This is a genomic window from Streptomyces chartreusis (assembly GCF_008704715.1).
In the GTDB taxonomy this organism is placed as follows: domain Bacteria; phylum Actinomycetota; class Actinomycetes; order Streptomycetales; family Streptomycetaceae; genus Streptomyces; species Streptomyces chartreusis.
In genome coordinates, this window is the sequence record NZ_CP023689.1 from 8526291 (window position 1) to 8551442 (window position 25152).

A 25152-nucleotide genomic window follows, 5' to 3' on the forward strand; every position below is an offset into this window, starting at 1 on the left:
GAAGTCTCCTGTGCTCACAGCTGGCCTACGTCGGTGACGCGGACCACGGCACGGCCCTCCCCGTCGGAAGCGGTGAGGTCGATCTCCGCGCTGATGCCCCAGTCGTGGTCGCCGTTCGGGTCGTCGAAGATCTGGCGGACCCGCCACAGACGGTTCGCCGGCTCCTCCTCGATCACCAGGAGCTTCGGACCGCGGGCGTCAGGACCGGTGCCGAGGTCCTCGTACTCGTCCCAGTACTTGTCCATCGCCTCGCCCCAGGCGTCGGCGTCCCAGCCCGCGTCGGCGTCCATCTCGCCCAGCTCCTCGACCTGGTCGAGGGCGGCGAGCTCGACACGACGGAACAAGGCGTTGCGGACGAGGACGCGGAAGGCGCGCGCGTTGGTCGTGACCGGCTTGACCTCGTCGGCCTTCTCCTGGGCCTCCTCCGCGGTCATCTCCTCCGGGTTGGCGAGCTGTTCCCACTCGTCCAGCAGGCTGGAGTCGACCTGGCGCACCATCTCGCCGAGCCACTCGATCAGGTCCTGGAGGTCCTCGGACTTGAGGTCGTCGGGGATGTTGTGATCGAGGGTCTTGTAGGCGCTGGCGAGGTAGCGCAACACGATGCCCTCGGTGCGGGCCAGCTCGTAGACGGACACCAACTCAGTGAAGGACAGCGCCCGTTCGTACATGTCCCGGATCACGGACTTCGGCGACAGCGGGTGGTCGCCGACCCAGGGGTGGCTCTTGCGGTACGTGTTGTACGCGTGGAAGAGCAGCTCCTCCAGGGGCTTCGGGTAGCTGATGTCCTGGAGGCGCTCCATGCGCTCCTCGTACTCGACGCCGTCCGCCTTCATCGCGGCGACGGCCTCGCCCTTCGCCTTGTTCAGCTGGGCGACCAGGATCTGCCGCGGGTCGTCCAGCGTGGACTCGACGACGGACACCATGTCGAGGGCGTACGACGGCGACTCCGGGTCCAGCAGCTCGAACGCGGCCAACGCGAAGGTGGACAGCGGCTGGTTGAGCGCGAAGTCCTGCTGGAGGTCGACGGTGAGACGGGCGATGCGTCCGGTCGCGTCCGGCTCGTCGAGCTTCTCCACGATGCCGCCGTCCAGCAGCGAGCGGTAGATCGCGATCGCGCGCCGGATGTGCCGCAGCTGCTGTTTGCGGGGCTCGTGGTTGTCCTCCAGCAGGTGCCGCATCGCCTCGAAGGCGTTGCCCGGCCGGGCGATGACCGACAGCAGCATGGTGTGCGTCACCCGGAAACGGGACGTCAGCGGCTCCGGCTCGGAGGCGATGAGCTTCTCGAAGGTGTTCTCCGTCCAGGCGACGAAGCCCTCTGGTGCCTTCTTGCGGACGACCTTGCGGCGCTTCTTCGGGTCGTCGCCGGCCTTGGCGAGCGCCTTCTCGTTCTCGATGACGTGCTCGGGCGCCTGCGCCACGACGAAGCCCGCCGTGTCGAAGCCCGCCCGCCCGGCGCGGCCGGCGATCTGGTGGAACTCACGGGCGCGCAGCGTGCGGACACGGTTGCCGTCGTACTTGGTCAGGGCCGTGAACAGCACTGTGCGAATGGGGACGTTGACACCCACGCCGAGCGTGTCCGTGCCGCAGATGACCTTCAGCAGACCGGCCTGCGCGAGCTTCTCCACCAGACGCCGGTACTTCGGCAGCATGCCGGCGTGATGGACACCGATGCCGTGCCGGACGTAACGGGACAGGTTGCGGCCGAACTTGGTGGTGAAGCGGAAGTTGCCGATCAGCTCGGCGATTTGCTCCTTCTCCTCGCGCGAGCACATGTTGATGCTCATCAGCGCCTGCGCCCGCTCCACGGCCTGCGCCTGCGTGAAGTGCACGATGTAGACCGGCGCCTGCTTGGTGTCCAGCAGCTCCGTCAGCGTCTCGGTGAGCGGGGTGAACCGGTACTCGTAGGAGAGCGGGACGGGGCGGGTCGCCGAGCGGACCACCGACGTCGGGCGGCCGGTGCGGCGGGTGAGGTCCTGCTCGAACATCGAGACGTCGCCGAGCGTGGCCGACATCAGGATGAACTGCGCCTGCGGCAGCTCCAGGATCGGGATCTGCCAGGCCCAGCCCCGGTCGCCCTCGGCGTAGAAGTGGAACTCGTCCATGACGACCTGGCCGACGTCCGCCTGCTTGCCGTCGCGCAGCGCGATCGACGCGAGCACCTCGGCGGTGCAGCAGATGACGGGGGCGTCGGCGTTGACCGAAGCGTCGCCGGTGAGCATGCCGACGTTCTCGGTGCCGAAGATCTTGCACAGCTCGAAGAACTTCTCCGACACGAGCGCCTTGATCGGCGCGGTGTAGAAGGTGACCTCGTCCCGGGCCAGCGCGGCAAAGTGGGCGCCCGCAGCGATCATGCTCTTGCCGGAGCCGGTCGGCGTCGACACGATCACGTTCGCGCCGGAGACCACCTCGATCAGCGCCTCCTCCTGGTGGGGATAGAGGGTGAGCCCACGCTCCTCGGCCCACGACTCGAAGGCTTCGTAGAGGGCGTCGGGGTCGGCGGTCGGCGGCAGCTGATCGATGAGGGTCACCCACCCATCTTGCCTGCCCTCCTGCCTCATCGGGGAATCGGCTGCGAGGTCGAAGATCGCGAACGCTACGCTGTGTCGCCGACGACAAGTCAGCGATCCCGGTCAACTGGACAGCGGCACACGAGGAATGGGGCGGGCAACGGCCATGATGGGACCAGCACACTCACTGTCGGGCGCCGCCGCCTGGCTCGGGGTCGGAGCGGCCGCCACCGCGGCCGGGCACGGAATGCCCTGGCCCGTGCTGCTCGCCGGCGCGCTGATCTGCGCCGGAGCCGCACTCGCCCCGGATCTCGACCACAAGGCGGCCACGATCTCGCGGTCCTTCGGTCCGGTGTCGCGCTGGCTGTGCGAGATCGTCGACAAGCTGTCGTACGCCGTCTACAAGGCGACGAAGAAGCAGGGCGATCCGCGTCGCTCCGGTGGGCATCGCACGCTCACGCACACCTGGCTGTGGGCGGTCATGATCGGCGGCGGCACCTCGGCGCTGGCGATCACCGGTGGCCGCTGGGCGGTGCTGGCGATCCTCTTCGTGCACATGGTGCTGGCGATCGAGGGTCTGCTGTGGCGGGCGGCCCGGGGTTCCAGCAGCGACGTCCTGGTCTGGCTGCTGGCGGCGACCAGCGCGTGGATCCTCGCGGGCGTGCTGGACAAGCCGGGCAACGGTTCGGACTGGCTGTTCACGGCGCCCGGCCAGGAGTATCTGTGGCTGGGGCTGCCCATCGTGCTGGGCGCGCTGGTGCACGACATCGGGGACGCGCTGACGGTGTCCGGCTGCCCGATCCTGTGGCCGATCCCGGTGGGCCGCAAGCGCTGGTACCCGCTTGGGCCGCCCAAGGTCATGCGGTTCCGGGCCGGCAGCTGGGTCGAGCTCAAGGTGCTGATGCCGGTGTTCATGCTGCTCGGCGGAGTGGGCTGCGCGGCGGCGCTCAACGTGATCTGAGCGGGCGGCGGCGTGGGCGGCACCATCGCGGTGACCCGCCCGCGCAACCGGACAGCCGCACGTCCCCGGCTTCCGGCGTGCTCACCCACCTCCCGGCAGGATCAGCCGGCTTCTCCCGTACCACCGCCGTAGCGCCGCTCGAAGGCGGCGACTCGGCCCTCGGAGTCCACCGTTCTGGCCTTGCCTGTGTAGAAGGGGTGACTCTCCGAGGAGATCTCGACGTCCACGACCGGGTAGGTCGCGCCGTCGTCCCACTCGATGGTCTGGTCGCTGGTCGCGGTGGACCGGGTCAGGAAGGCGTAGCCTGCGGCGCGGTCACGGAAGACGACCGCGTGGTAGTCGGGGTGCTTGTCCTGCTGCATGCGAGCTCCTCGGGTGGCGGGATCGGCGGGGCCGACGGCCTGGGGGCGACGGATGAAGCCGGTGGGGTTGCGGGCGAAGCCGATGGGGCGGCCACCGCGATCGCGGGGACCGCGGGACGGAGCGGGCCGGCGTCGCAGGCTCCGGTGCCACGGGTACCGCCTCCGTCAGCCGGACAGGGAGTCCTCGTCGACGATGTGCATGGCGGCCTCCTCGGCGGACGCCGCCGCGCCGTCGATGCCCACGTCCGTCGCGACGAGCGCGCTCTCGTCGTCCTCGTGGGCGCCCTCGTCGGGTGCCACGAGGCGACCGGAGCGCAGGGCGCCGACCTCGTTGTCGAGGAGTTCCCCGTCGGTGCCCTCCGCGTCACCCATGCCGTCGCCGTCGGGCGTGGCAAGGTCCGGCATCTCCTCGGCAAGGCGTTGGTCGAGGGTCTCGCCCTCGTGGCGTTCGGCGGCCGTGACACCGGAGTGCTCCACGGCCCATGGTCGGTCCGGTGGGGACCAGCCACGGTCCAGGGGGTCGTCGACGCCGTCGTTCTCCAGGGTGTCCTCCGCGTCCAGCAGCCCCGTGTCCTCACGCTGATCGGAAGCGTCGGGCTGGTAGACGTCGTCACCCCATCCCTCGGCGCTGTTCACGGGTACCTCCAGGTGGTGCGGACGGGCCTGAACCCACCGCGGCGAGCGACGGGCCGTCGCGGCGCGGGGCACAGGCCGCACCCGGCGCGAACCGAGAGGTTCCCGGGTGCTCCCCGAACCGGTGCCGCTATCCAGCCTTCCACCCCTTTTCGCCCCGGCGCAACGGCACGGGCAGAGGCGACCAGTCCGGATGCATCCGGGCTCGTTCCGTGCGGTCATGCCGGGCGGAGGCGGCGGGGCGAGGTTCGGTCCGCCGGACACGGATGCCCCGGCCTGGCGAGGGCCGACGCTGCCCAGGTCACGGGGGACGCCAGCCTCGCTACGACCGCAATCGGCCGATGCTGCCTGGTCAGGGCGGACGCTGGCCTGGTACGGCCGCAGTCGGCCGACATGGCCCTGGTCATGACCGACGTCGGCCTGGCCACGACCTCAGCCGCCCGACAGTGCCCGGGTCACGGCGGACGCCAGCCCGGCACGGCCTCAGCCGGCCGACGCGGCTCAGGTCGTGGCAGACACCGGCCTGGCCACGACCGCAGCCGGCCCCGGCAGCCGGACCCGCCGCCTCCACGCCGCCCCGGCCACAGCCCGCCACCACTCACCAGGACCCCCTGCCACCACCACCCACCAGGACCCCGGCCGCCATCACCCACCAGCACCCCCTACCGCCACCACTCACCAAGACCCCAACCGACGCCCGCCGACCCCGGCACCCCCGCCCTCACCCCCACTCACCCATGCCAGGACCGCCACAGCGCCGCGTACGCACCGTTCGCCGCGACCAGTTCCTCGTGGCTGCCCAGCTCGCTGATCCGGCCGTTCTCCACGACGGCGATGACGTCCGCGTCATGGGCGGTGTGGAGGCGGTGGGCGATGGCGACGACCGTGCGGCCGTCGAGGACGCGGGCGAGGGAGCGTTCCAGGTGGCGGGCGGCGCGTGGGTCGAGAAGGGACGTCGCTTCGTCCAGGACCAGCGTGTGCGGGTCGGCCAGCACCAGGCGGGCCAGGGCGATCTGCTGTGCCTGGGCAGGGGTGAGCGCGAAGCCGCCCGAGCCGACCTCGGTGTCGAGGCCCTCGTCGAGCGCACGCGCCCACGCGTCGGCGTCGACCGCGCCCAGTGCCGCCCACAGCTCGGCGTCGGCCGCGTCGGTGCGGGCCAGGAGCAGGTTGTCGCGCAGGGAGCCCACGAACACGTGGTGCTCCTGGTTGACCAGGGCGACATGGGAGCGGACGCGCTCGGCGGTCATCCGGGACAGTTCGGCCCCGCCGAGGGTGATCCGGCCGTCGCGGGGCGCGTAGATGCCGGCGAGCAGCCTGCCCAGCGTGGACTTGCCGGCGCCGGACGGGCCGACCAGGGCCAGCCGGGTGCCGGGCGCGACCTCCAGGGAGACCTTGCGCAGCACGTCCACGCCCTCCAGGTAGCCGAAGTGCACCCGGTCGGCGTGCACGTCACGGCCGGCGGGCGCCAGCTCGGTGTCCCCGGCGTCCGGCTCGATGTCCCGGACCCCGACCAGCCGGGCCAGCGACACCTGGGCCACCTGGAGCTCGTCGTACCAGCGCAGGATCAGGCCCACCGGGTCTACCAGCATCTGCGCGATCAGCGCGCCGGTCGTCAGCTGACCGACGCCGATCCAGCCCTGGAGGACGAAGACACCGCCGATCATGAGGACGGAGGCGAGGACGGTCACATGGGTGACGTTGATGATCGGGAAGAGCACGGACCGCAGCCAGAGCGTGTACCGCTCCCACGCGGTCCACTGCTGGACCCGCAGGTCCGACAGTTCGACCCGGCGGGCGCCGAGGCGGTGGGCCTCGACGGTGTGCCCGGCGTCCACGGTCTCGGCGAGAGCGGCGGCCACCGAGGCGTACCCGGCGGCCTCCGAGCGGTAGGCGGCGGGCGCCCGCTTGAAGTACCAGCGGCAGCCGATCACCAGCAGCGGCACGGCGAGCAGCACCGCGGCGGCGAGCGGTGGCGCGGTGATGATCAGCCCGCCCAGCAGCAGGGCCGCCCACACCACGCCGATCGCGAGCTGTGGCACGGCCTCGCGCATGGCGTTGGCCAGCCGGTCGATGTCCGTCGTGATCCGGGACAGCAGGTCGCCCGTCCCGGCGCGCTCCAGGACGCCGGGCGGCAGTCCGACCGACCGTACGAGGAAGTCCTCGCGCAGATCGGCCAGCATCCGCTCGCCGAGCATCGCCCCGCGCAGCCGCACCTGCCGTACGAACACGGCCTGTACGACGAGCGCGGCCACGAACAGGCCGACGGTGAGCTCCAGATGGAGTTCGCGTTCGGGGGCTCCGTCCGAGACCCGCTCGACCAGGCCGCCGAGCAGCCAGGGTCCCGCCATCGACGCCAGCACGGCGACCGTGTTGACGGTGACGAGCAGCAGGAAGGCGCGGCGGTGCCGTTGGAACAGCTCCACCACGTAGGCGCGTACGGTCGTGGGGGCGCCGACCGGCAGGGTGTTCGCCGTCGTCGGGGCCGCCGGGTCGAACTCCGGTGGCGCAACGCCGATCATGCCGACTCCTCGATCTCTTCCAGTTCCTTGAGTACTTCTTCGAGCGAGGACGCCTTGACCGGTTGGTCACCGGCCGGTCCGTCGCCGCGAGCGGTCTTCGTCTCCGCCGCCTCTTCCTCCGTCTCCCGGGTCACCACGGCCCGGTACCGGGGCTCGGCGTGCACCAGTTCGCGGTGCAGGCCGACCGCCGCGACCTCGCCGTCGTGGATCAGGACGACCCGGTCCGCGCGGTCCAGGAGCAGGGGCGAGGAGGTGAAGACCACGGTCGTGCGCCCGGCCCGCAGCTTGCGCACGCCGTGCGCGATGCGGGCCTCCGTGTGGGAGTCGACGGCCGAGGTCGGCTCGTCCAGGACGAGCACGCCCGGGTCCGTGATCAGCGACCGCGCGAGCGCGAGGCGCTGGCGCTGCCCGCCGGACAGCGACCGGCCGCGCTCGGTGATCCGGGCGTCCATCGGGTCTTCGGCGTCGAGCGAACCCTGGACCAGTGCGGCCAGGACGTCCTCGCACTGCGCGGCCGCGAGGGCGTCCTCGGGGCGGACGTCGCCGGACCTGGGCACGTCGAGCAGTTCGCGCAAGGTGCCGGAGAGCAGTACCGGGTCCTTGTCCTGCACGAGGACGGCCGTGCGGGCGTTGTCGAGCGGCAACTCGTCCAGCGGGACGCCGCCGAGCAGCACCGAGGTGCTTTCCTCGGAGGGGTGTCCGCCGAGCCGTTCGGCCAGCCGCCCCGCCGCGTCGGGGTCGCCGCACACCACGGCGGTGAGCCGTCCCGTGGGCGCGAGCAGTCCCGTGGCCGGGTCGTACAGATCGCCGGACGGCACCTCCGCCCCGTCGCGCGACCCGCCGGTGTCGGTGGCCCGCTCCAGCGACAGCACGCGGGCGGCGCGCCGGGCCGAGGGCCGGGAGAAGGAGTACGCCATGGCGATCTCCTCGAAGTGCCGCAGCGGGTAGGTGAGGATCATGATCGAGCTGTAGACGGTGACCAGTTCGCCGATGCTCACCTTGCCCTGGCGGGCGAGGTGGACGCCGTACCAGACCACCGCGATCAGCAGCAGGCCCGGCATCAGCACCTGGATCGCGGAGATCAGGGACCACATGCGGGCGCTGCGCACGGCTGCGTGGCGTACCTCCTGGGAGGCGCCGCGGTAGCGGTCGAGGAAGAGTTCCTCGCCGCCGATGCCGCGCAGGACGCGCAGGCCGGCGACGGTGTCGGAGGCGAGCTCGGTGGCGCGGCCCGCCTTCTCGCGCTGGACGTCGGCCCGTCGGGTGGCACGCGGCAGCAGGGGCAGTACGGCGATCGCCAGTAGCGGCAGGCCCACTGCGACGACCGTGCCCAGCTCGGGCTGGTAGACGACGAGGCCGACGCAGACGACCACGATGGTGACGGCCGCCGCGGTGAACCGGGACCAGGCCTCGACGAACCAGCCGATCTTCTCGACGTCACCCGTGGAGACGGCCACGACCTCGCCGGCCGCGACGCGCCGGGTCAGGGCCGAGCCCAGTTGCGCGGTCTTGCGGGCCAGGACCTGCTGGACGCGGGCGGCGGCCGTGATCCAGTTGGTGACGGCGGTGCGGTGCAGGAAGGTCTCGCCGATCGCGTTGCCGGCGCAGCACAGGGCGAGGAGGCCGCCCGCGAGAGCGAGCTGTTTGCCCGAACGGTCGACGACGGCCTGTACGGCGACGCCGACGCAGAACGGCAGCGCGGAGACGGAGAGGAAGTGCAACAGTCCCCAGGCCAGGGCCTTGAGCTGGCCGTCCAGCTGGTTCCTGAAGAGCCACCACAGGAATCGGGGACCTGAGCGGGCGTCCGGCACACCCGGGTCGGGGTACGGAAGGTCTTGAATCTGCATGACGTCCCAGTGGCTCGTGTCAGTGAGGGGGGAGGGATGGGGTTGATCGACGGCCGTTGCGCGGAACGGGCAGCGCACGGCGGCAGCAAACCGTGACAGGTTCGCGTCGTGGCGTCGCCGGACGCAAACGGTTTTCCAACGGGCCGCTCAGTTCCGGCCCCCACGCCGGACGCGGTGCGACCATGGACCGATGCGGAACGGCGGAACATGGCGCGCGACGGTGGCGACGGCGGCCCTCGGAACCCTGCTGGCGGCAACCCTGACGGCGTGCGGCGGCGCTCGGGACGGGGCGCGTGACGGTGCCGGCAGAGATGTCGGCAATTCGGCGCCCAGACGATCGGCCGAGACGACCGATCCGACGCGCATCCCGGGCGTCGGCGACCACTGGCAGCGACGCATCCCCGCCGACTCCCGCCAGGTCGTGGCGGTCTACGGCGACGGCGAGGACTCCGCGGACTCCACCGTCGTGCTCTACACGAAGCACGGCACCGACTGGGACCGCGTCCGCGCCTGGACCGCGCACAACGGCAAGAAGGGCTGGACCACCGACCACCGCGAGGACGACAAGCGCAGCCCCGTCGGTGTGTTCACGCTCAGCGACGCGGGCGGCGTACTGAAGGACCCCGGGGCCAGGCTGCCGTACACCAGGTCGGCGGCCTTCGCGGCGCCGCGCTGGTGGGCCAAGTCGCACTGGCACGACTTCGACTACGTCATCGCCATCGACTACAACCGCGTCAAGGGCACCCCGCCCAACGACCCCACCCGCCCCGAGGGAGACGACCGCGGTGGAAGCATCTGGCTGCACATGGATCACGGCAGTGGCACGTCGGCCTGCGTGAGTCTGTCCGAATCGGGGATGGAGTATCTGCTGCGCACGCTCGATCCGGACCTGCGTCCCGTGGTGGTGATGGGGGACAGGGCGCACCTGAAGGCCGCACGCTGACGGGGAAGGCGTCATTGCGGCGGGTGCCCGACTCCCCGTAGAACACCGCCCATGAAGAGACGGATCGTCATGTCCATGCTCGCGGGGGCAACCCTCCTGGCGAGCACCCTCCTCGGAGCGGGCCCGGCCCCGGCGGCCGAATCCGGCGGACCCGCAGCCCTAGAGACGGCCCAACCGGCCCACGTCCCCGCCGAGTTCGGCACCGACTGGCACGACCCCGTAACCGCCGCCCCGCCCGTGACCAGGCCTGCCGGAAAGTCCTGCCAAGTCACCGTCGCCGAGGCGCAGTTCCGCGACTTCACCCCGTACAAGGGCACTTACTCGCCCCCCGACGGCTGCGGCGACCGCTGGAGCAAGGTCGTGCTGCGGATGGACGGCAAGGTCAAGGGACGCCAGTACGACCGACTCGGCTATCTGCACGTCGGTGGGGTCGAGATCTTCCGTACGTCGACTCCGGAACCGTCGCCCGACGGCATCGAATGGTCCGTGGAGAAGGACGTCACGCGGTACGGCGACACCTTCCGCGGCGACCGGGACGTCGAGATGCTCATCGGGAACGTCGTCGACGACACGTACACCGGTGTCATCGACGTCAAGGTCACGCTGACGTTCTACGCAGGCCGCCCGGCCGCGAACCCCGACCGAGTCCTCACCCTCCGGGACGGCACGCTGACCACCCCGCGCAACAGCGAACGCATCGTCGCCGAGGTGTACGCCACCGGCTCCGGCGGCGGCTGCGAGGAGTTCTGGTACCTGGCGGCTCCCGACCCGGCGCCCTACTCCTGCAAGGCGGCCGGCGGACCGTACCGCGAGGTGCAGATCAGGGTCGACGGTCAACTCGCCGGAATCGCCGCGCCGTTCCCGCACGTGTGGACCGGCGGCTGGTCCAACCCCTTCCTCTGGTACGTCATGCCGGGGCCACGCGCCTTCGACGTCAAGCCGATCGAGTACGACCTCACGCCCTTCGCCGGCCTGCTCAACGACGGCCGTCCGCACCGCGTCGAGGTCTCCGTCGTCGGCGTCCCCGAGGGGCAGAGCGGCTGGAGCGCACCCGTGAACGTCCTCGTCTGGCAGGACGCCGAGCGCGCGCACGTCACCGGCAGGCTCACCGTGCACCGGGCCGGTGACCTCGCCAACTCCTCGGCGTACACGCCCGGTTCGGAACACCGGGTGGACACAAAGGGTGGTCATCGGCTGACCGTGGCCGGGTACGTCGACACCTCGCACGGCCGGGTGGCGACCACCGTGCGCCGCTCGCTCACCAACGACTCCGCGCACCGCTGGACCGACGGCGAGAACCTGGACGCCCTCGACGCCACCTGGACGGACGAGCAGTCGGTCACCGTCGACGGACGCGGGCCGGCCCAGACGACCCGTACCCGGCGGACGTACACGATGGACGGCTCGATCGCCATCGGCGCGGACGACCGGCTGCGCACCGTGCTGACCCTCGGTGACCGTGCCGCCGTCGTGACCACCCAGGACGGCCGCCGGACGCGGTGGTCGCGGGTCGACGACACCTACGCGGGCGACGCCGCCTGGACGTTGAACGTGCCGCGCGACCAACGGCACGCGGTCGGTACGACGAGCGAGCGCTATCGGGCATACGGCTCGGACGGCTGCCACGACCGTTCTCTGACGAGCGTTCAGGGGGTGCTCACCGAGGACCGAATCCGCTGCTGAGGCGGGGTGCGTGCGACGCGTCACGCGTGGCGTGATTTACGCGGATGCAACACGGCGGTCTTGTGCGGGACCAACATCACCCGCAGAGTGATCCGAACGGAATGCGCTTTCCGTATGGCAGAAGTCCCGGCCGTTCCAGGGGACTTCTGTGTGCTGCCGTCCCCAAGGAGTGCCCGTGCCGCCGTCCGTACCGTCCCTGCCGCGACGCGTCGCACGCATACTGCGTACCTCTCTCTTCGCGCAGGTCGCCTGCGCGCTCGTACTCGGAATCGTCGTCGGGAAGCTGTGGCCCGGCTTCGGCGCGGATCTCCAGCCGTTCGGCGACGGTTTCATCCGGCTCATCAAGACGATCATCTCGCCGCTGGTGTTCTGTGTGGTCGTCGTCGGCATCGCCAAGGCCGGTGACCTGAAGGCGTTCGGCCGGATCGGGCTCAAGGCCCTGATCTGGTTCGAGGTCGCGAGCACGCTCGCGCTGGTCATCGGCCTCCTCGCCGCCAACGTCGTCCAACCGGGGTCGGGGATGAACGTCGACCCCGCCACGCTGGACGCCTCGGCGGTCGACGCGAAGACCGGCGGCGGTCATCTGCCGTCGACGACGGAGTTCGTGCTGGAGGCCGTCCCCACCTCCTTCATCGGCGCCTTCGCCGAGAACTCCCTCCTCCAAGTCCTCGTCCTGGCCTGCCTGGTGGGCGCGGCGCTGCTGCATCTCGGGCCCACCAAGGTGCCGCAGGTGCTGCCCGCCATCGAACAGGCCCAGGAGATCATCTTCGCGATCGTCGGCTTCGTGATGCGGCTGGCCCCGATCGCGGTGTTCGGCGCGATGGCCGTCCTGATCGGCAACTACGGACTGGGCGTCATCGAGACCTACGGCAAGCTCATCGTCCTGTGCTACCTGGCCGCCGCCCTGTTCATCGGCCTGCTCGCCCTCGCCCTCAAGGCGGTCACCGGCCTCAGCCTGTGGAAGTTCCTGCGCTACATCCGTGAGGAGATGCTGCTCGCCCTCGGCACCGCGTCCACCGAGTCGGTCCTGCCGCGGGTGATGCAGAAGCTGCGCAAGGCCGGCGCCCGCGACGACGCCGTGGGTCTGGTGCTGCCGACGGGCTACTCCTTCAACCTCGACGGCGCCTCGCTCTACCTCTCCATCGGCACGCTGTTCATCGCCCAGGCCGTGGGCGTGGACCTGAGCCTCGGTCAGCAGATCACCGTCGTCCTGGTGCTGATGCTGACCAGCAAGGGCATGGCGGGCATCCCCGGCTCGGCCTTCCTGGCCCTGTCGGCCACCGCCTCCTCGCCGGGCGCGATCCCGGCCGGCGCCGTCGCCCTGCTGCTCGGCGTGGACCGCATCATGGACTCGATGCGCGTCGTCACCAACCTCCTCGGCAACTGCGTCGCCGTCTTCGCGGTCGCCCGCTGGGAGGGAGCGCTGGACCGGGAGCGGGCCAAGAAGGTCCTCGACGGCGAGATCCAGGTCGACCTGGAGGACGAGGAGCAAACCGAGCAGCCGCAGGAGCTCAAGAAGGAGAGGGCCGCAGAGACCGGCTGAGGTTCGCCACCTGGACGCGGTTTCGCGAAGGGCCGTGGCCGTCCCTCCCGTACTGCGGGAGGGACGGCCACGGCCCTTTCCCGCTCACGCGGCGCTCAGCACCCCCGCCCCCCACCCCCGTCGATCAAGGTGTCCAGCAGCTCTCCCAGCACCGCCCGCTGTTCCTCCGTTAGCGGCGCCAGGATCTCCTCGGCCGCCGATCGGCGTGCGCCGTGCAGCTCCCGAAGGGCCTTGCGGCCGTCCTCGGTGAGTTCGATGCGGATCACCCGGCGGTTCGTCGGGTCCGGCGCGCGGCGGACCTTTCCGCTCGCCTCCAGGCCGTCGACCAGTGTCGTCACCGCGCGGGGGACCACTTCGAGGCGTTCGGCGAGGTCGGCCATCCGGGGCGGCGAGTCGTAGTGCGCGAGGGTGCGCAGCAGGCGCGACTGGGCCGGGGTGACACCCAGGCCGCAATCATGGAGGTGCCTTTTCTGGATCCGGTGCACCCGGCGGGTGAAGCGCAGCAGCTGCTCGGCGAGCGGGCCGTCGGGATCGGGGGTGGTCATGCGGGAACAATATCAGGACCTTGTTCATTGTGAGTATAGGTAACAATGAGCTAAGCTCCGTCAGCGGCCCTGGGGGCCGTCCGTCCGCATCGCCACACCTCCGTAGGAGCCCATGCATCCCGACCACGAAACCGCCTGGACGCCATCCGCCGCGCAGCAGGAACAGCCGCGGCAGGTGCGTCGCATCCTCAGACTCTTCCGTCCCTACCGCGGCCGCCTCGCGGTCGTGGGTCTGCTCGTCGGCGCCTCGTCGCTGGTCGGCGTCGCCACGCCGTTCCTGCTCAAGGCGATCCTCGACGTCGCCATCCCCGAGGGCCGCACCGGCCTGCTCAGCCTGCTCGCGCTCGGCATGATCCTGAGCGCCGTCCTGACCAGCGTCTTCGGTGTGCTCCAGACGCTGATCTCGACGACCGTCGGCCAGCGCGTCATGCACGACCTGCGCACCGCGGTCTACGGCCGCCTCCAGCGCATGTCGCTCGCCTTCTTCACCCGCACCCGCACCGGCGAGGTCCAGTCCCGCATCGCCAACGACATCGGCGGCATGCAGGCGACCGTCACCTCCACCGCGACGTCCCTGGTCTCCAACGTGACCAGCGTGGTCGCCACGATCGTCGCGATGATCGCCCTGGACTGGCGACTGACCGTCGTCTCGCTGCTCCTGCTGCCGGTCTTCGTCTGGATCAGTCGTCGCGTCGGCAACGAACGCAAGAAGATCACCACCCAGCGCCAGAAGCAGATGGCCGCGATGGCCGCCACCGTCACCGAGTCGCTCTCCGTCAGCGGCATCCTGCTCGGCCGCACCATGGGCCGCTCCGACTCGCTGACCAAGGCCTTCGCCGACGAGTCCGAGCAGCTCGTCGACCTCGAGGTGCGGTCGAACATGGCCGGCCGCTGGCGCATGGCCGTCATCACCATGGTCATGGCCGCCATGCCCGCCTTCATCTACTGGACCGCCGGCGTGGTCCTCCAGGTCGGCGGCCCGCAGGTCTCCATCGGCACGATCGTCGCCTTCGTCTCGCTCCAGCAGGGCCTGTTCCGCCCGGCGGTCAGCCTGCTGTCCACCGGCGTCCAGATCCAGACCTCGCTCGCGCTCTTCCAGCGCATCTTCGAGTACCTCGACCTGCCCATCGACATCACCGAGCGCGAGGAGCCCGTCCACCTCGACCGCGTCAAGGGCGAGGTCCGCTTCGAGAACGTCGAGTTCGGCTACGACGGCAAGAGCGGCCCGATCCTCGACGGCATCGACGTCACCGTCCCGGCGGGCGGCAGCCTCGCGGTCGTCGGCCCGACCGGCGCCGGGAAGTCGACCCTCGGCCATCTCGTGCCGCGGCTGTACGACGTGACGGGCGGCCGGGTCACCCTCGACGGCGTGGACGTGCGCGACCTCGACTTCGACACCCTGGCCCGCGCGGTCGGCGTCGTCTCGCAGGAGACGTACCTCTTCCACGCCACGGTCGCCGACAACCTGCGCTTCGCCAAGCCCGACGCCACCGACGAGGAGCTGCACGCGGCGGCGAAGGCGGCCCAGATCCATGACCACATCGCGTCCCTGCCCGACGGCTACGACACCGTCGTCGGCGAGCGCGGCCACCGCTTCTCCGGCGGTGAGAAGCAGCGCCTGGCCATCGCCCGCACCATCCTGCGCGACCCGCCGGTGCTCATCCTCGACGAGGCGACCAGCGCTCTGGACACGCGCACCGAACACGCCGTCCAGGACGCCATCGACGCCCTGTCCGCCAACCGCACCACGGTCACCATCGCGCACCGGCTGTCCACCATCCGGGGCGCCGACCAGATCGTGGTCCTCGACGCGGGGCAGGTGGCGGAGCGGGGTACGCACGAGGAGCTGCTGGAGCGGGACGGGCGCTATGCGGCGCTGGTCAGGCGGGACGCCCAACTGGAGCCCACAGGGTGACGTTATGCCGGGTTTGTGACCATGTGCGGGATACCGTGCCCGCATGTACTTGAACACTCCGCCACGGAGCACGATTCGACTGACGCGCCGGGGACGTATGGCTCTCATCGCCGCCGGCGCCGTCGTGGCCGGCACCGCCGTGGCGGTGCCGCTGTTGGTCATGGGCGAGGAGGAGGCGGCCCGACCCACCTCGCTGGTGATCCCGGAGGGCTGGCGCGCCGGCCAGGTCTACACGGCCGTCGACAAGGCCCTCGCCCTGCCGTCCGGCACCACGAAGAAGTCCCTCGACAAGCTCGACCTGAAGCTGCCGAACGACGCCGACGGCAACCCCGAGGGCTACCTGTTCCCGGCGACGTACCCGCTGGAGAAGAACGGGAAGAGGGCGACGCCGGATTCGCTGCTGTCGGCCATGGTCGACACCGCCAACCAGAAGTTCAGCGGCGCCCCCATCGCCGCCGGCGCGCAGCGCAACGCCATGAACGTCTATCAGGCGGTCACGATCGCGAGCATCGTCCAGGCCGAGGCCGCCACCAAGGCCGACATGGCCAAGGTGGCCCGGGTCATCTTCAACCGGCTCGAACGCGGCATGCCGCTCCAGATGGACTCCACCGTCAACTACGCCCTGAAGCGCTCCACGCTCAGGACGACCGAGGCGGACACCCGGATCGAGAGCCCCTACAACTCGTACCAGCGCATGGGCCTGCCGCCCACGCCGATCGGCAGCCCGGGCGACGAGGCGATGCACGCCGCGATCAGTCCGGCAGCCGGCGACTGGCTGTACTTCGTCACGGTCAAGGCGGGCGACACCCGCTTCACGGCCGACTACACGGAACACCAGCGCAACGTCGCCGAGTTCAACGCCCGGCAGAAGAAGGCAAGCCCGAAGCCGACGGGGTGAGCCGGCGGGACATCACGCGGACACCGGCCCGGCCGCCTCACCGCCCCGCGGTCCGCCTGACCCCGCGCCCGCGCCTCACGCGGCCACCGGCTCCTCGGCCAGCAGCCGCCTGATGTCCCGTACGGCCGCACGGCCGGCCCTGTTGGCGCCGATCGTGCTGGCGGACGGGCCGTAGCCGACCAGATGGACACGTGGGTCGGCGACCGCGCGCGTCCCCTCCACCCGGATGCCGCCGCCCGGCTCGCGAAGGTGCAGCGGGGCGAGATGGTCGATGACGGCGCGGAAGCCGGTCGCCCACAGGATGACGTCGGCCTCCACGCGCTGCCCGTCGCTCCACTCCACCCCGTCCGGTGTGATCCGCTCGAACATGGGACGGCGGTCCAGGACCCCGTCCGCCAGCCCCTGCCGGACGGCGTCGTTCAGCGGCAGCCCCGTGACCGAGACCACGCTCTTCGGCGGCAGGCCCTGCCGGACCCGCTCCTCCACGAGCGCGACCGCCGCGCGGCCGATGTCCTCGGTGAAGGGGCCCTCGCGGAACACCGGCGGACGCCGGGTGACCCACGTCGTGGCCGCCGCGTGGGGCGCGATCTCCAGCAGATGCTGGGTGCCGGAGGCCCCGCCGCCCACGACCACGACCCGCCGGCCCGCGAACGCCTGCGGCCCCGGGTACTGCGCGGTGTGCAGCTGCCGCCCCCGGAACATCTCCTGGCCGGGGTAGCGCGGCACGAACGGCCGGTCCCAGGTGCCGGTCGCGTTGATCAGGGCCCGCGTGGCCCAGGTTCCCGCCGAGGTCTCGACGAGCAGCCGCCCGTCCGGGCCCTCGCGCACGGCACGCACGTCGACGGGGCGCCGCACCCGCAGGTCGAAGGTCCGCTCGTAGGCGTCGAAGTACTCCGCGATGACCTCGGAGGACGGCCGCGCGGGATCGGCGTCGGTCAGTTCCATGCCGGGCAGCGAGTGCATCCCGTGCACCTTGCCGTACGTCAGGGACGCCCACCGGAACTGCCAGGCGCCGCCCGGACCGGGGGAGTGGTCGAGGACGACGAAGTCACGGCCCGGCTCGAAACCGGTGCGCCGCAGGTGGTAGGCGCTGGACAGACCCGCCTGACCAGCGCCTATGACGACCACGCCGACCGTTTCGACCGCCTCGATGTTGTTCACGCTTCTACCAACCGCGTCGGGGGCGCGGATCTTCCCCCCGGGACTACCCGCGGGCCTGCGTGGTCGACGGCGGCAGGTCGCCGTTGTGGCGCGGGTCCACGAAGCCGCCGAATTCCACCTTGTTCCACCTGGAAGGTCAGCCCGTTGGTGATCCCGTCACCGGTCGTCAGGACCCGGCCCTGCTTCGACAGCAGCACCTGCGAGGTGTACGGGTCCCACACCGCCCACGCGTCGACCTTGAGCTGCTTCGGTCCGGTCGGCTTCGAGTCGTTCGGCACGAGGATCGCGTCGCCCCTGGACGTGCCCTTGAAGGCGGCGACCGCCGTGCTTCCCGCCGCAGGCGGTGAGCAGAAGCGTGAGGGGGAGGAGCGCGGCGAGGGCGAGGCGTCGGCGCATGGTGGTTCCGTTCCGGGAAGGGTGATCAGGCGGCTTCGGCGGCGGTGTCGACGCCGAGGCGTTCGAGGAGCCCGGCGCGCAGTTCGGCGAAGCGGGGGTCGGCGATGTCGCGGGGACGGGCGAGGTCGATGTGCTGCTCGTGCGCGATCACCCCTTCGTCCATCACGAGGACGCGGTCGGCGAGCAGCACGGCCTCCTCGACGTCGTGCGTGATGAGCAGGACCGCGCAGCCGCGCCGCTGCCACAACTCGCCGACCAGGCGCTGGGCCTTGCTACGGGTGAGCGCGTCGAGCTCGCCGAACGGCTCGTCGAGCAGCAGCAGATCCGGCTCGCGGACCAACGCCCGTGCCAGCGAAGCCCGTTGCGCCTCACCGCCGGAGAGCCTCTTGGGCCAGGCGTCCGTACGGTGGTCCAGGCCGACCTCCTGAAGCGCCCGCTCGGCGACCGCGCGGCCCGGCTTGCCCGGCAGTCCGAGCAGCACGTTGCGCCACACCTTCTTCCACGGCGTCAGCCGCGGCGCCTGGAAGGCGACGGCCTTGCGGCGCGGCACCAGTACGGTGCCCTCGATGTCACGGTCGAGACCGGCGAGGATCCGCAGCAGGGTGGACTTGCCGCAGCCACTGCGGCCGAGCAGGGCAACGAACTCGCCCGGCTGGACGTCGAGTTGGAGCCGGTCGATGACCGCGCGCCCGTCGAAGGAGCGGGTCAGACCCGACACGTGCACGGCCTGCGGAACCGCCACGGGACGGCCGGCCTCCGTGGCCTCGGGGCCCACCGGCCGGTGAACGTGGGTCGCCATTGCAGCAGCCTTTCGAGGGAGCGGACGATGAAGTCGGCGAGCAGGCCGAGGAAGGCGTCACGATCAGGGTGGTCGGCGACCGGTGAGGGGCGCCCCGGCGCCGCCGTGTCCCGCCCGGAGGTCAGGGGCGAGCGCAGGGCGGTGCCGCGGATGCGGAGGAGGTGGGGAGGAAGAAGGGCGTCAGCAGCCGCGGTGACACGCGGCGGAGGCCACCCGCAGCAGGTCGATGTGACCGCGCGTGGTGAGCAGGGCCGAACGCAACATGCCGCCGAAAGTAGCCAGATGGCGTGGTCATGGTCAACGGTGTCTCGTGAAGTGGACCTCGCGTATCGCCATCCGCCCCCGCTCCTGACGTGTGGAGTTCGCCGCATGGGCCAGGATGGAGGGCATGTCAGACGCCTTCACCACCCGAGTTCTGAACGTCGCCTCCGGCTCCTCGGAGCGGGTCGTGGATCTCACCCGCGACTGCGAGGCCTTCCTGCGGGAGGCGGCGGCGGGCCGCGACGGTCTGCTGAACGTCTTTGTGCCGCATGCGACCGCCGGTATCGCGATCATCGAGACGGGCGCGGGCAGCGACGACGACCTCCTGGCCGCCCTGCACGCCCTCCTGCCCGCCGACGACCGCTGGCAGCACCGCCACGGCAGCCCCGGCCACGGCCGCGACCACGTCCTCCCGGCCCTCGTCCCGCCGCACGCGACGTTGCCTGTCGTGGACGGACGCCTGGAGCTCGGAACCTGGCAGTCGGTGTGCCTCGTGGACACCAACAAGGACAACGCCCACCGCCAGGTCCGACTGAGCTTCCTGGGCTGAGCAAGAACGTCCTGGGTGTGGCCGCTGATTCTCCGTACCTTGCGTGTTCGAAACGGAGAAGTCGTGCGCGGTACGGATCAGTACTGCGGGCCATCCAGCGCCGAACCGCTGGCCCGCTCGCCCGCAGGCGCCGTGACCGGCCGCTGAGGACGCCGGCGATGCGGCGCTCGCGTGGCAGCCGTCCGGCAGCAGGCGCCCCTCTGCCCGAAGGTGCACGCTTTGCGCGCGCTCGTTGAGACCTTGGGAAGCCCTCCCTAGCATTCGTGCATTCCTCTGGCCGATATCCGAGACTTCGCATGCCTCGGCAGCACCACCTCACCCGGCGAGAGCGCCACTGCGCCGTTCCCGAGAAGGAAATCAACAACAATGCGTCGACAAGACCCCCTGCTCGCGAGCTGTATCGCACTCATTTTGGTTTCCGGCGTTGCATGCTCCGGACTCGCCGAGGGAGACGGTGGGAACAAAGAGCTGAGCGGTGCGCGTATCACCGTGGCCGGCGCATGGACCGGAAGTGAGCAGAAGAACTTCCAGAAGGTACTCGACGCCTTCAGCGACAAGACCGGGGCGAAGGTGACCTTCGTGTCCACGGGGAACAACGTGTCCACTGCCGTGGGCGGCATGATCGAGGACGGGGACGCACCGGACGTGGCCCTACTCCCACAGCTGGGCGTGCTCGGGCAGTTCGAACGCAACGGATGGCTGGAGCCGCTTTCGGTCCCGGCGCGGGAGGCGGTGGACGCCAACTACGCCGACGTGTGGAGAGAGTACGGCAGCGTGAACGGCACCCTGTACGGCGTGTACTACAAGGTGGCCCATAAATCGGCCGTCTGGTACAACCCGCGCGTTTTCGTCGATGCGAATGTCGGGCGGCCCGCGACATTTGCAGAAATGCTGTCCGCCGGCCAGGCCATCTCCGACTCGGGACTCGCCGCGTTCGCCATTGCCGGGCGGGACGGCTGGACCCTCACGGACTGGTTCGAAAACGTCTACCTGTCGCAAGCAGGACCTCAGAAATACGACGCCCTGGCAGCCCACGAGCTGAAATGGACCGACGCATCGGTCGTCGAGGCACTCACTTCCCTCGGCAAGCTCTTCAAGGAAGACCACCTCATCGCGGGAGGCCGGGAAGGTGCCCTCAACACCGACTTTCCCGGCTCGGTGGAGAAGGTCTTCGGAACGGAGCCGGAAGCCGGCATGGTCTTCGAGGGTGATTTCGTCGCCGGGATCGCCAAGGACCGGTTCGGTAAGGAGATCGGCCAGGACGTCCGCTTCTTCTCCTTCCCGGCCAGAGAGGGCGGAATCTTCCCCGTCATCAGTGGTGGTGACGCCGCGGTCGTCCTGAAAGGCGGCAAGAACTCGGCCGCCGGGATGAAGCTGGTCGAATATCTTGCCACCGCGGAGGCGGCCGCTGTGTGGGCGAAGCTGGGTGGTTTTCTTTCGCCTAACAAACAGCTTGACATCCACACCTATGACAACCTCGCCACTCGCGCCATGGCCGAGTCGCTGGTCGACGCTGAGGACCGGGTGCGCTTCGACATGTCCGACCAGGCCCCGGCATCCTTCGGCGGTACCAACGGCGCCAGCCAGTGGCGGATTCTGCAGAGCTTCCTGCGTGACCCTTCCGACCCCGAGAGCGCCGCCGCGGAGCTGGAGGAAGCGGCAGCCAAGGCATACCGGGACTGAATCCGGTCCCGTACGGCTTCTCCGTGATCGGTCTGGCCGTGGCTGCGGGTGTCGCCGGCAGGCAGAACGCCGGCGCACATCCCACCTCGGCCGGGCCGGGCGGCACCTTACCTACATGTTGACCTCGCCCGGCGATGATCCTTCCGTGCATTGACGCAGGTTATCTGTGAGTTTTACTGCGCAGACGCATTGACCGTACGACTGCGTGATACATAACATGTATGCATGAAGCTCCCGCACGAGACTGAGACCGCCGGCCCCTCGGGGCCCGGCGAGGGGAGCCCTTCCAGCAACTTGTGCCCGGTATCGCCGAGCAGCGCGCGCTGTCACAGGCGCATGGCATACCCGTCCGGTGGCTGAAGAGGTCAGCGAGGCATGACATGAATCCCACACAAGCCGGTGTCGCCGCACCACGCAGGTTCCGTCCGTTGCCGAGCCGCACGGCGGCACCATCCCTTGCGGTTGCCGACGTGCACGAGCCGGACACCTGCCGACGGGCGATGATGGCCCTGCCGGCGGAGGCGTGCCGAGTCCGCACCGTCCGGCATTTCGTCCTCGCCCTCCTGGCCAGCTGGGGAGTTGTCGAGCAGGACCGGGATGCCGCAGGCCTGATCGTCAGCGAGCTGGCCGGTAACGCGGCTCAGCACGGCGGCGCCGAGATGACGGTGAATGTGAGTCTGTCGGCCGAGCAGCTGTGTATCGATGTGGTCGACACCGGTCCTGCCGCACGGGTGTCCCGCCCTCGCTGCGACGACCTTGACGAAGAGCGAGGCCGCGGACTCGACATCGTCGACCATCTGTCGGAGTGGATGGATATCTGTGCCGAGCCGGACTGCTGGCGAAGCCGGGTCGGCCTCCGAGTCTGCAGGGCAGCCGCGACTGAGAGCGTCCCTCCGGCTGCGTAGCGCCAAGAAGTGCGGCGTTTTCGTCGGCATCGGCGTCGTTGCCCCGCGTGTGGCCGAGCTCTGGTGAAGAACAAGAGAAGCAGGTGCGTCTGTGACCACGCCGATACCGGTGTTCGTCCGTGCCGAAGACCCCCTCACGGCAGCGGGTTTGGAAGCGGCACTCAAAAGCCGGCCGGAGGTGACTCTCGTCGGCAAGGACAACATCACCGCATGCACGGTGGCCGTGGCCGCGGTCGAAGCTTTCTCGGACGCCACGGTGCGTGCTCTGCGGGCGGTGAGCAGCCGCGGGTGCTCTCGTATGGTGCTCGTCACCGACGGACTGGCCGAGGAACGGCTGCTGGAGGTGGCGGCAATGGGAGTGTGCGCGGTCCTCCCGCGCGCCGAGGCCACCGCGTGCCGGCTGGTTCAGCTGATCGTCGGTGCGACAGCAGGGCAAGGCTCCCTCCCCGCGGCTCTGCCGGGCCGGCTTCTCGCGCATGCGGGCCGGGTGCAACGAAAGGCCCCTTCGGCGGTCCGGGAACAGCCGACAGGTCTGTCGGAACGGGAGATGCGTGTCCTGCAACTGGTCTCCGAGGGCTACGACACACGCGAAATCGCACGCCGGCTCAGCTACTCCGAGCGCACCGTCAAGAGCGCGCTGCACGACATCACAAGCCGCTACCGGCTGAAGAACCGCTCCCAGGCCGTGGCGTATGCACTGCGCGAGGGCCTTATATGACCTGGGAAACGGGTCACATTGTGTCACTGAGGGTGTCCGCGAGACGGTGACGGACAGCGCGCACCGCGGGCAGGACCGACACGGCGACCGCACCGATCACCGCGGCCGCTGCCAGGACCACCAGCGTGATGACCGGCGGTGGCTGAGCGATGCCCGAGCCGATGCCGCTGGAAGCCCCTTGCAGATTGATGAGCCACTGGGAAGCCAGCACTCCCAGGCATGTGCCGACCACCGCGGCAGCCAAGGCGATAAAGCCGGTACCGGCCACGATGATCGAGACGATCTGCCGCGGCGTCAGCCCGATGGCCTTGAGCGCCAGGAGGTCACGGCGACGGTCCCGCACCCCGGCGGCGATGGTCGTCGACAGCTCCGCGAGGCCGATCAGCGCCAGCACCGCGACCAGGCCGGCGATCACCGGCTGCACGGAAGTGAGCTCGCCGACCGGGTTCGCGCTCTCGCGGATGTCCAACCGTCCGCCCGCGTCCTCCCCGATCCGGTCCCTGACGGCCGAGGGGTCGGCGCCCGGCTCGAGGACGAGGGCGTAGAAGTCCGGCCGGAGTGCGGGAGCATCTTCCTGCAACGTGTTCAGGGAGGTGGAGATGACCCGTCCACTGTCCTCGGGCTCGATGCCGCGACCGACGATGTGCAGGACCTGAGGGCTGCCCCCGACAGTCATACGGACCCAGTCCCCGACCTTCGCACCGAGGAGGTCGAGCAGCCCCTGCCCGGCGATGGCCTCGTCCGGGCCGTCGGGCGCCCGGCCCTCGGCCACGGCGAACGGGTAGGGAGCACCCGTGGTGCCCAGGCCCCGAAGTGTGATCGTGCCGGTCTGCCCCGGTACCAGCGCCGCGACGTCGGCGCCCGGATAGACGCCTGCCACCGCAGGATCCGCGGTGAGCAGACGCCGTAGCGATGTGTCGTCGATACCGTCGCCGCGGGCCGTCAGCGCGGCGACGATCCCGACGTCCTGGGGGTCGTTCTCGAACCGGTCGAGCGTCGTCCAGGTGCCGAGCGCGATCGTGATGAGCAAGAGGGGGACGGCCAGACGCCCCACCGCCGCACATGCGCGAAGGGGGAACTGGAAGGCGCCGCGCCAGCCGAGCACAAGGGCGGGCGGCAGGTGAAGGCCGAGCGCGCGCCGTACGGTCCCGGACATCCGCCGACTGGAGGGGACCGCGGCCCGGGCCACCGGAACCGGCGGTACGCGGCCCGCCCGCCAGGCCGCCGACGCGATCGTCGCGGTGATCAGGACGATGGCCCCGGCGACGACACCGGTGGGCACCCAGACATGCCCGGGGAGCGCCTGCCACAGCTGCACGGCCTCCCCGGCACGGCCGGGCAGACGATCTCCGAGGAATTCGGTCAGCAGCGCACCGGCGACGATGCCCAGCACGGCCAGAGCCAGGTACTCGACCAGAAACATCCGGATCACCTGCGCCGGAGTGAAACCGACCGCCTTCAGCACGGAGATGTCCCGGAGCGAGCTGAGGATTCTGGTGCCGACCGCGCCCGCCCCGGCAAGCGCTGCCGCCAGCAGTGCGCCCACGCCGAAAACGCCCAGCAGCAGTCCGAGGAGCCGGTCGCCCCCCTGCGCCTTGGCCCGCGCGTCCTGCCAGGTGGAGATGCCGGAGATCTGGTCGGAGCCGAGCTCCGTGACGGCGCGCTGGATCACGTAGTCGGTGTCCTGGGGATCCGTGAGCCGTAGCCCGATGACCTGCTCGTGCGGAGCGTTCGGTGCCATCAGGCGAAACGTGGTCGAGGACACCCACACCACTCCGGGCACCTCGCCCGGCTCGTACTGCGGCTCGGCGATGTCGGCGACACCGGCGATACGCAGTGAGTGTGCGGCTTCGTCCTTGACGCGCACGCTCACCTCGTCCCCGGGCTCGACCCAGAGGGTGCGAGCCAACGAACTCTCCAGCACGGCCTCGTCCACAGCGCCGGGAGGCAGCCAGTGGCCGGCCGTGACCAGCGGCCGGGCCACCCCCGGTGGCTCGGCGCCGACGGCTCGCACCTGTACCGCTGCCGTGCTCCCGGCCACACCGGCGGTCGCGGGTGCGGTGAGGAACGGCCCCGACACGGCCTGCACCCCGTCGAGCCGGCCGAGGACCCCGGCGTCGGCGCCGGCCTTGGTCTGAATCCATACGTGAGCGCCGGAGGACTGGGTGAAGATCCGCTGCCACGGGTTGGCCGCGTAACTGAGAAGGGCCCCGGCGAGCAGCAGGGAGACGATGATCCCGGCGGTCGCCAGCAGCAGGAAGAAGGCCTCTCCGCGGTGCCCGCGGAGATCGGCCCGTACCCAGCGCACCATGGCGCGCATCGA

General features: G+C 70.5%; 20 protein-coding genes and 2 pseudogenes. 10 read left to right on the top strand and 12 right to left on the bottom strand.

The annotated features are described in order from the left end of the window. Positions 1 to 14 precede the first annotated feature (14 nt). The gene (locus CP983_RS37790) at positions 15 to 2528 is read right to left on the bottom strand and encodes a DEAD/DEAH box helicase (RefSeq protein WP_150504652.1); all 2514 of its coding nucleotides are present in this window, start codon (positions 2526 to 2528) and stop codon (positions 15 to 17) included. 145 nt (positions 2529 to 2673) lie between these two features. Here CP983_RS37790 and CP983_RS37795 point away from each other — a divergent pair, with 145 nt between their 5' ends. Next, the gene (locus CP983_RS37795; protein ID WP_107911909.1) at positions 2674 to 3468 is read left to right on the top strand and encodes a metal-dependent hydrolase; all 795 of its coding nucleotides are present in this window, start codon (positions 2674 to 2676) and stop codon (positions 3466 to 3468) included. Positions 3469 to 3569: 101 nt separating this feature from the next. Here the strand turns inward: CP983_RS37795 and CP983_RS37800 are convergent, their stop codons facing one another. The 4 genes from CP983_RS37800 to CP983_RS37815 form a co-directional block, all read right to left on the bottom strand. Then, the gene (locus CP983_RS37800; protein WP_030962614.1) at positions 3570 to 3830 is read right to left on the bottom strand and encodes a type B 50S ribosomal protein L31; all 261 of its coding nucleotides are present in this window, start codon (positions 3828 to 3830) and stop codon (positions 3570 to 3572) included. A gap of 165 nt (positions 3831 to 3995) precedes the next feature. Then, positions 3996 to 4466: a DUF5709 domain-containing protein gene (locus CP983_RS37805; protein ID WP_107911907.1), complete on the bottom strand. Its 471-nt coding sequence runs from the start codon at positions 4464 to 4466 to the stop codon at positions 3996 to 3998. Between the two features lie 728 nt (positions 4467 to 5194). Continuing rightward, complete coding sequence (locus tag CP983_RS37810) at positions 5195 to 6982, bottom strand: ABC transporter ATP-binding protein (RefSeq protein WP_150504654.1); 1788 nt, start codon at positions 6980 to 6982, stop codon at positions 5195 to 5197. Beyond that, positions 6979 to 8829: an ABC transporter transmembrane domain-containing protein gene (locus CP983_RS37815; RefSeq protein WP_150504655.1), complete on the bottom strand. Its 1851-nt coding sequence runs from the start codon at positions 8827 to 8829 to the stop codon at positions 6979 to 6981. Before CP983_RS37815 ends, CP983_RS37810 begins: the two co-directional genes overlap by 4 nt. A 190-nt stretch (positions 8830 to 9019) precedes the next feature. Here CP983_RS37815 and CP983_RS37820 point away from each other — a divergent pair, with 190 nt between their 5' ends. The 3 genes from CP983_RS37820 (at position 9020) to CP983_RS37830 (ending at position 12998) form a co-directional block, all read left to right on the top strand. Then, positions 9020 to 9772: a L,D-transpeptidase family protein gene (locus tag CP983_RS37820; RefSeq protein ID WP_150504657.1), complete on the top strand. Its 753-nt coding sequence runs from the start codon at positions 9020 to 9022 to the stop codon at positions 9770 to 9772. A 51-nt stretch (positions 9773 to 9823) separates the two neighbouring features. After that, positions 9824 to 11455 (top strand): peptide-N4-asparagine amidase, encoded by a 1632-nt coding sequence (locus CP983_RS37825; protein WP_229914842.1) that lies wholly within the window; start codon positions 9824 to 9826, stop codon positions 11453 to 11455. Positions 11456 to 11630: 175 nt separating this feature from the next. Then, entirely contained in the window at positions 11631 to 12998 is a 1368-nt protein-coding gene (locus CP983_RS37830) for a cation:dicarboxylate symporter family transporter (protein WP_150504659.1), read from the top strand. Between the two features lie 95 nt (positions 12999 to 13093). Here CP983_RS37830 and CP983_RS37835 read toward each other — a convergent pair whose 3' ends face one another. Continuing rightward, a complete protein-coding gene (locus CP983_RS37835; protein WP_150504661.1) occupies positions 13094 to 13543 on the bottom strand; it encodes a MarR family winged helix-turn-helix transcriptional regulator in 450 nt (149 codons plus the stop codon). 112 nt (positions 13544 to 13655) lie between these two features. Between CP983_RS37835 and CP983_RS37840 the strand changes: the two genes are divergently transcribed. Both CP983_RS37840 and mltG read left to right on the top strand, forming a co-directional pair. Next, the gene (locus CP983_RS37840; protein WP_150504663.1) at positions 13656 to 15458 is read left to right on the top strand and encodes an ABC transporter ATP-binding protein; all 1803 of its coding nucleotides are present in this window, start codon (positions 13656 to 13658) and stop codon (positions 15456 to 15458) included. A gap of 43 nt (positions 15459 to 15501) precedes the next feature. Further along, positions 15502 to 16356, top strand: coding sequence for an endolytic transglycosylase MltG (gene mltG, locus CP983_RS37845; RefSeq protein ID WP_107911891.1), 855 nt, complete (start codon positions 15502 to 15504; stop codon positions 16354 to 16356). Positions 16357 to 16431: 75 nt separating this feature from the next. On the opposite strand, the gene CP983_RS37850 is transcribed toward mltG, so the two are convergent. The 5 genes and pseudogenes from CP983_RS37850 to CP983_RS45295 all read right to left on the bottom strand — a co-directional run bounded on the left by CP983_RS37850 (position 16432) and on the right by CP983_RS45295 (position 18976). Continuing rightward, positions 16432 to 17517: an NAD(P)-binding domain-containing protein gene (locus tag CP983_RS37850; protein WP_189748849.1), complete on the bottom strand. Its 1086-nt coding sequence runs from the start codon at positions 17515 to 17517 to the stop codon at positions 16432 to 16434. 125 nt (positions 17518 to 17642) lie between these two features. Further along, positions 17643 to 17885: pseudogene (locus CP983_RS44870) on the bottom strand (ABC transporter substrate-binding protein); the annotation flags it as partial. A 53-nt stretch (positions 17886 to 17938) separates the two neighbouring features. Then, positions 17939 to 18712: an ABC transporter ATP-binding protein gene (locus CP983_RS37860; protein WP_150504665.1), complete on the bottom strand. Its 774-nt coding sequence runs from the start codon at positions 18710 to 18712 to the stop codon at positions 17939 to 17941. Further along, positions 18688 to 18768: pseudogene (locus CP983_RS44875) on the bottom strand (ABC transporter permease); the annotation flags it as partial. The pseudogene CP983_RS44875 and the gene CP983_RS37860, both read right to left, overlap by 25 nt. 124 nt (positions 18769 to 18892) lie before the next feature. Beyond that, on the bottom strand, positions 18893 to 18976 hold the full coding sequence (locus CP983_RS45295; protein WP_353957541.1) for a putative leader peptide: 84 nt from the start codon (positions 18974 to 18976) through the stop codon (positions 18893 to 18895). Between the two features lie 124 nt (positions 18977 to 19100). On the opposite strand from CP983_RS45295, the gene CP983_RS37870 reads away from it, so the two are divergent. From CP983_RS37870 to CP983_RS37885, 4 genes are all read left to right on the top strand, one after another. Continuing rightward, positions 19101 to 19523 (top strand): secondary thiamine-phosphate synthase enzyme YjbQ, encoded by a 423-nt coding sequence (locus CP983_RS37870; RefSeq protein ID WP_107912255.1) that lies wholly within the window; start codon positions 19101 to 19103, stop codon positions 19521 to 19523. Between the two features lie 366 nt (positions 19524 to 19889). Continuing rightward, the gene (locus CP983_RS37875) at positions 19890 to 21206 is read left to right on the top strand and encodes an ABC transporter substrate-binding protein (protein ID WP_150504667.1); all 1317 of its coding nucleotides are present in this window, start codon (positions 19890 to 19892) and stop codon (positions 21204 to 21206) included. 470 nt (positions 21207 to 21676) lie between these two features. Further along, a complete protein-coding gene (locus tag CP983_RS37880; RefSeq protein WP_167537816.1) occupies positions 21677 to 22111 on the top strand; it encodes an ATP-binding protein in 435 nt (144 codons plus the stop codon). A gap of 91 nt (positions 22112 to 22202) precedes the next feature. Beyond that, complete coding sequence (locus tag CP983_RS37885) at positions 22203 to 22829, top strand: helix-turn-helix transcriptional regulator (RefSeq protein WP_208852844.1); 627 nt, start codon at positions 22203 to 22205, stop codon at positions 22827 to 22829. A 13-nt stretch (positions 22830 to 22842) separates the two neighbouring features. Here CP983_RS37885 and CP983_RS37890 read toward each other — a convergent pair whose 3' ends face one another. Beyond that, complete coding sequence (locus CP983_RS37890) at positions 22843 to 25149, bottom strand: ABC transporter permease (protein ID WP_150504671.1); 2307 nt, start codon at positions 25147 to 25149, stop codon at positions 22843 to 22845. Positions 25150 to 25152 lie beyond the last annotated feature (3 nt).

Excerpts from the sequence above, each read along its gene's own strand:
- CP983_RS37860 (WP_150504665.1), bottom strand. The coding sequence starts at position 18,712 with ATGGCGACCCACGTTCACCGGCCGGTGGGCCCCGAGGCCACGGAGGCC.
- CP983_RS37795 (WP_107911909.1), top strand. The coding sequence starts at position 2,674 with ATGATGGGACCAGCACACTCACTGTCGGGCGCCGCCGCCTGGCTCGGG.
- CP983_RS37870 (WP_107912255.1), top strand. The coding sequence starts at position 19,101 with ATGTCAGACGCCTTCACCACCCGAGTTCTGAACGTCGCCTCCGGCTCC.
- mltG (WP_107911891.1), top strand. The coding sequence starts at position 15,502 with ATGTACTTGAACACTCCGCCACGGAGCACGATTCGACTGACGCGCCGG.
- CP983_RS37875 (WP_150504667.1), top strand. The coding sequence starts at position 19,890 with ATGCGTCGACAAGACCCCCTGCTCGCGAGCTGTATCGCACTCATTTTG.
- CP983_RS37815 (WP_150504655.1), bottom strand. The coding sequence starts at position 8,829 with ATGCAGATTCAAGACCTTCCGTACCCCGACCCGGGTGTGCCGGACGCC.
- CP983_RS37890 (WP_150504671.1), bottom strand. The coding sequence starts at position 25,149 with ATGCGCGCCATGGTGCGCTGGGTACGGGCCGATCTCCGCGGGCACCGC.
- CP983_RS37825 (WP_229914842.1), top strand. The coding sequence starts at position 9,824 with ATGAAGAGACGGATCGTCATGTCCATGCTCGCGGGGGCAACCCTCCTG.
- CP983_RS37835 (WP_150504661.1), bottom strand. The coding sequence starts at position 13,543 with ATGACCACCCCCGATCCCGACGGCCCGCTCGCCGAGCAGCTGCTGCGC.
- CP983_RS37820 (WP_150504657.1), top strand. The coding sequence starts at position 9,020 with ATGCGGAACGGCGGAACATGGCGCGCGACGGTGGCGACGGCGGCCCTC.
- CP983_RS37840 (WP_150504663.1), top strand. The coding sequence starts at position 13,656 with ATGCATCCCGACCACGAAACCGCCTGGACGCCATCCGCCGCGCAGCAG.
- CP983_RS45295 (WP_353957541.1), bottom strand. The coding sequence starts at position 18,976 with ATGTTGCGTTCGGCCCTGCTCACCACGCGCGGTCACATCGACCTGCTG.
- CP983_RS37810 (WP_150504654.1), bottom strand. The coding sequence starts at position 6,982 with ATGATCGGCGTTGCGCCACCGGAGTTCGACCCGGCGGCCCCGACGACG.
- CP983_RS37800 (WP_030962614.1), bottom strand. The coding sequence starts at position 3,830 with ATGCAGCAGGACAAGCACCCCGACTACCACGCGGTCGTCTTCCGTGAC.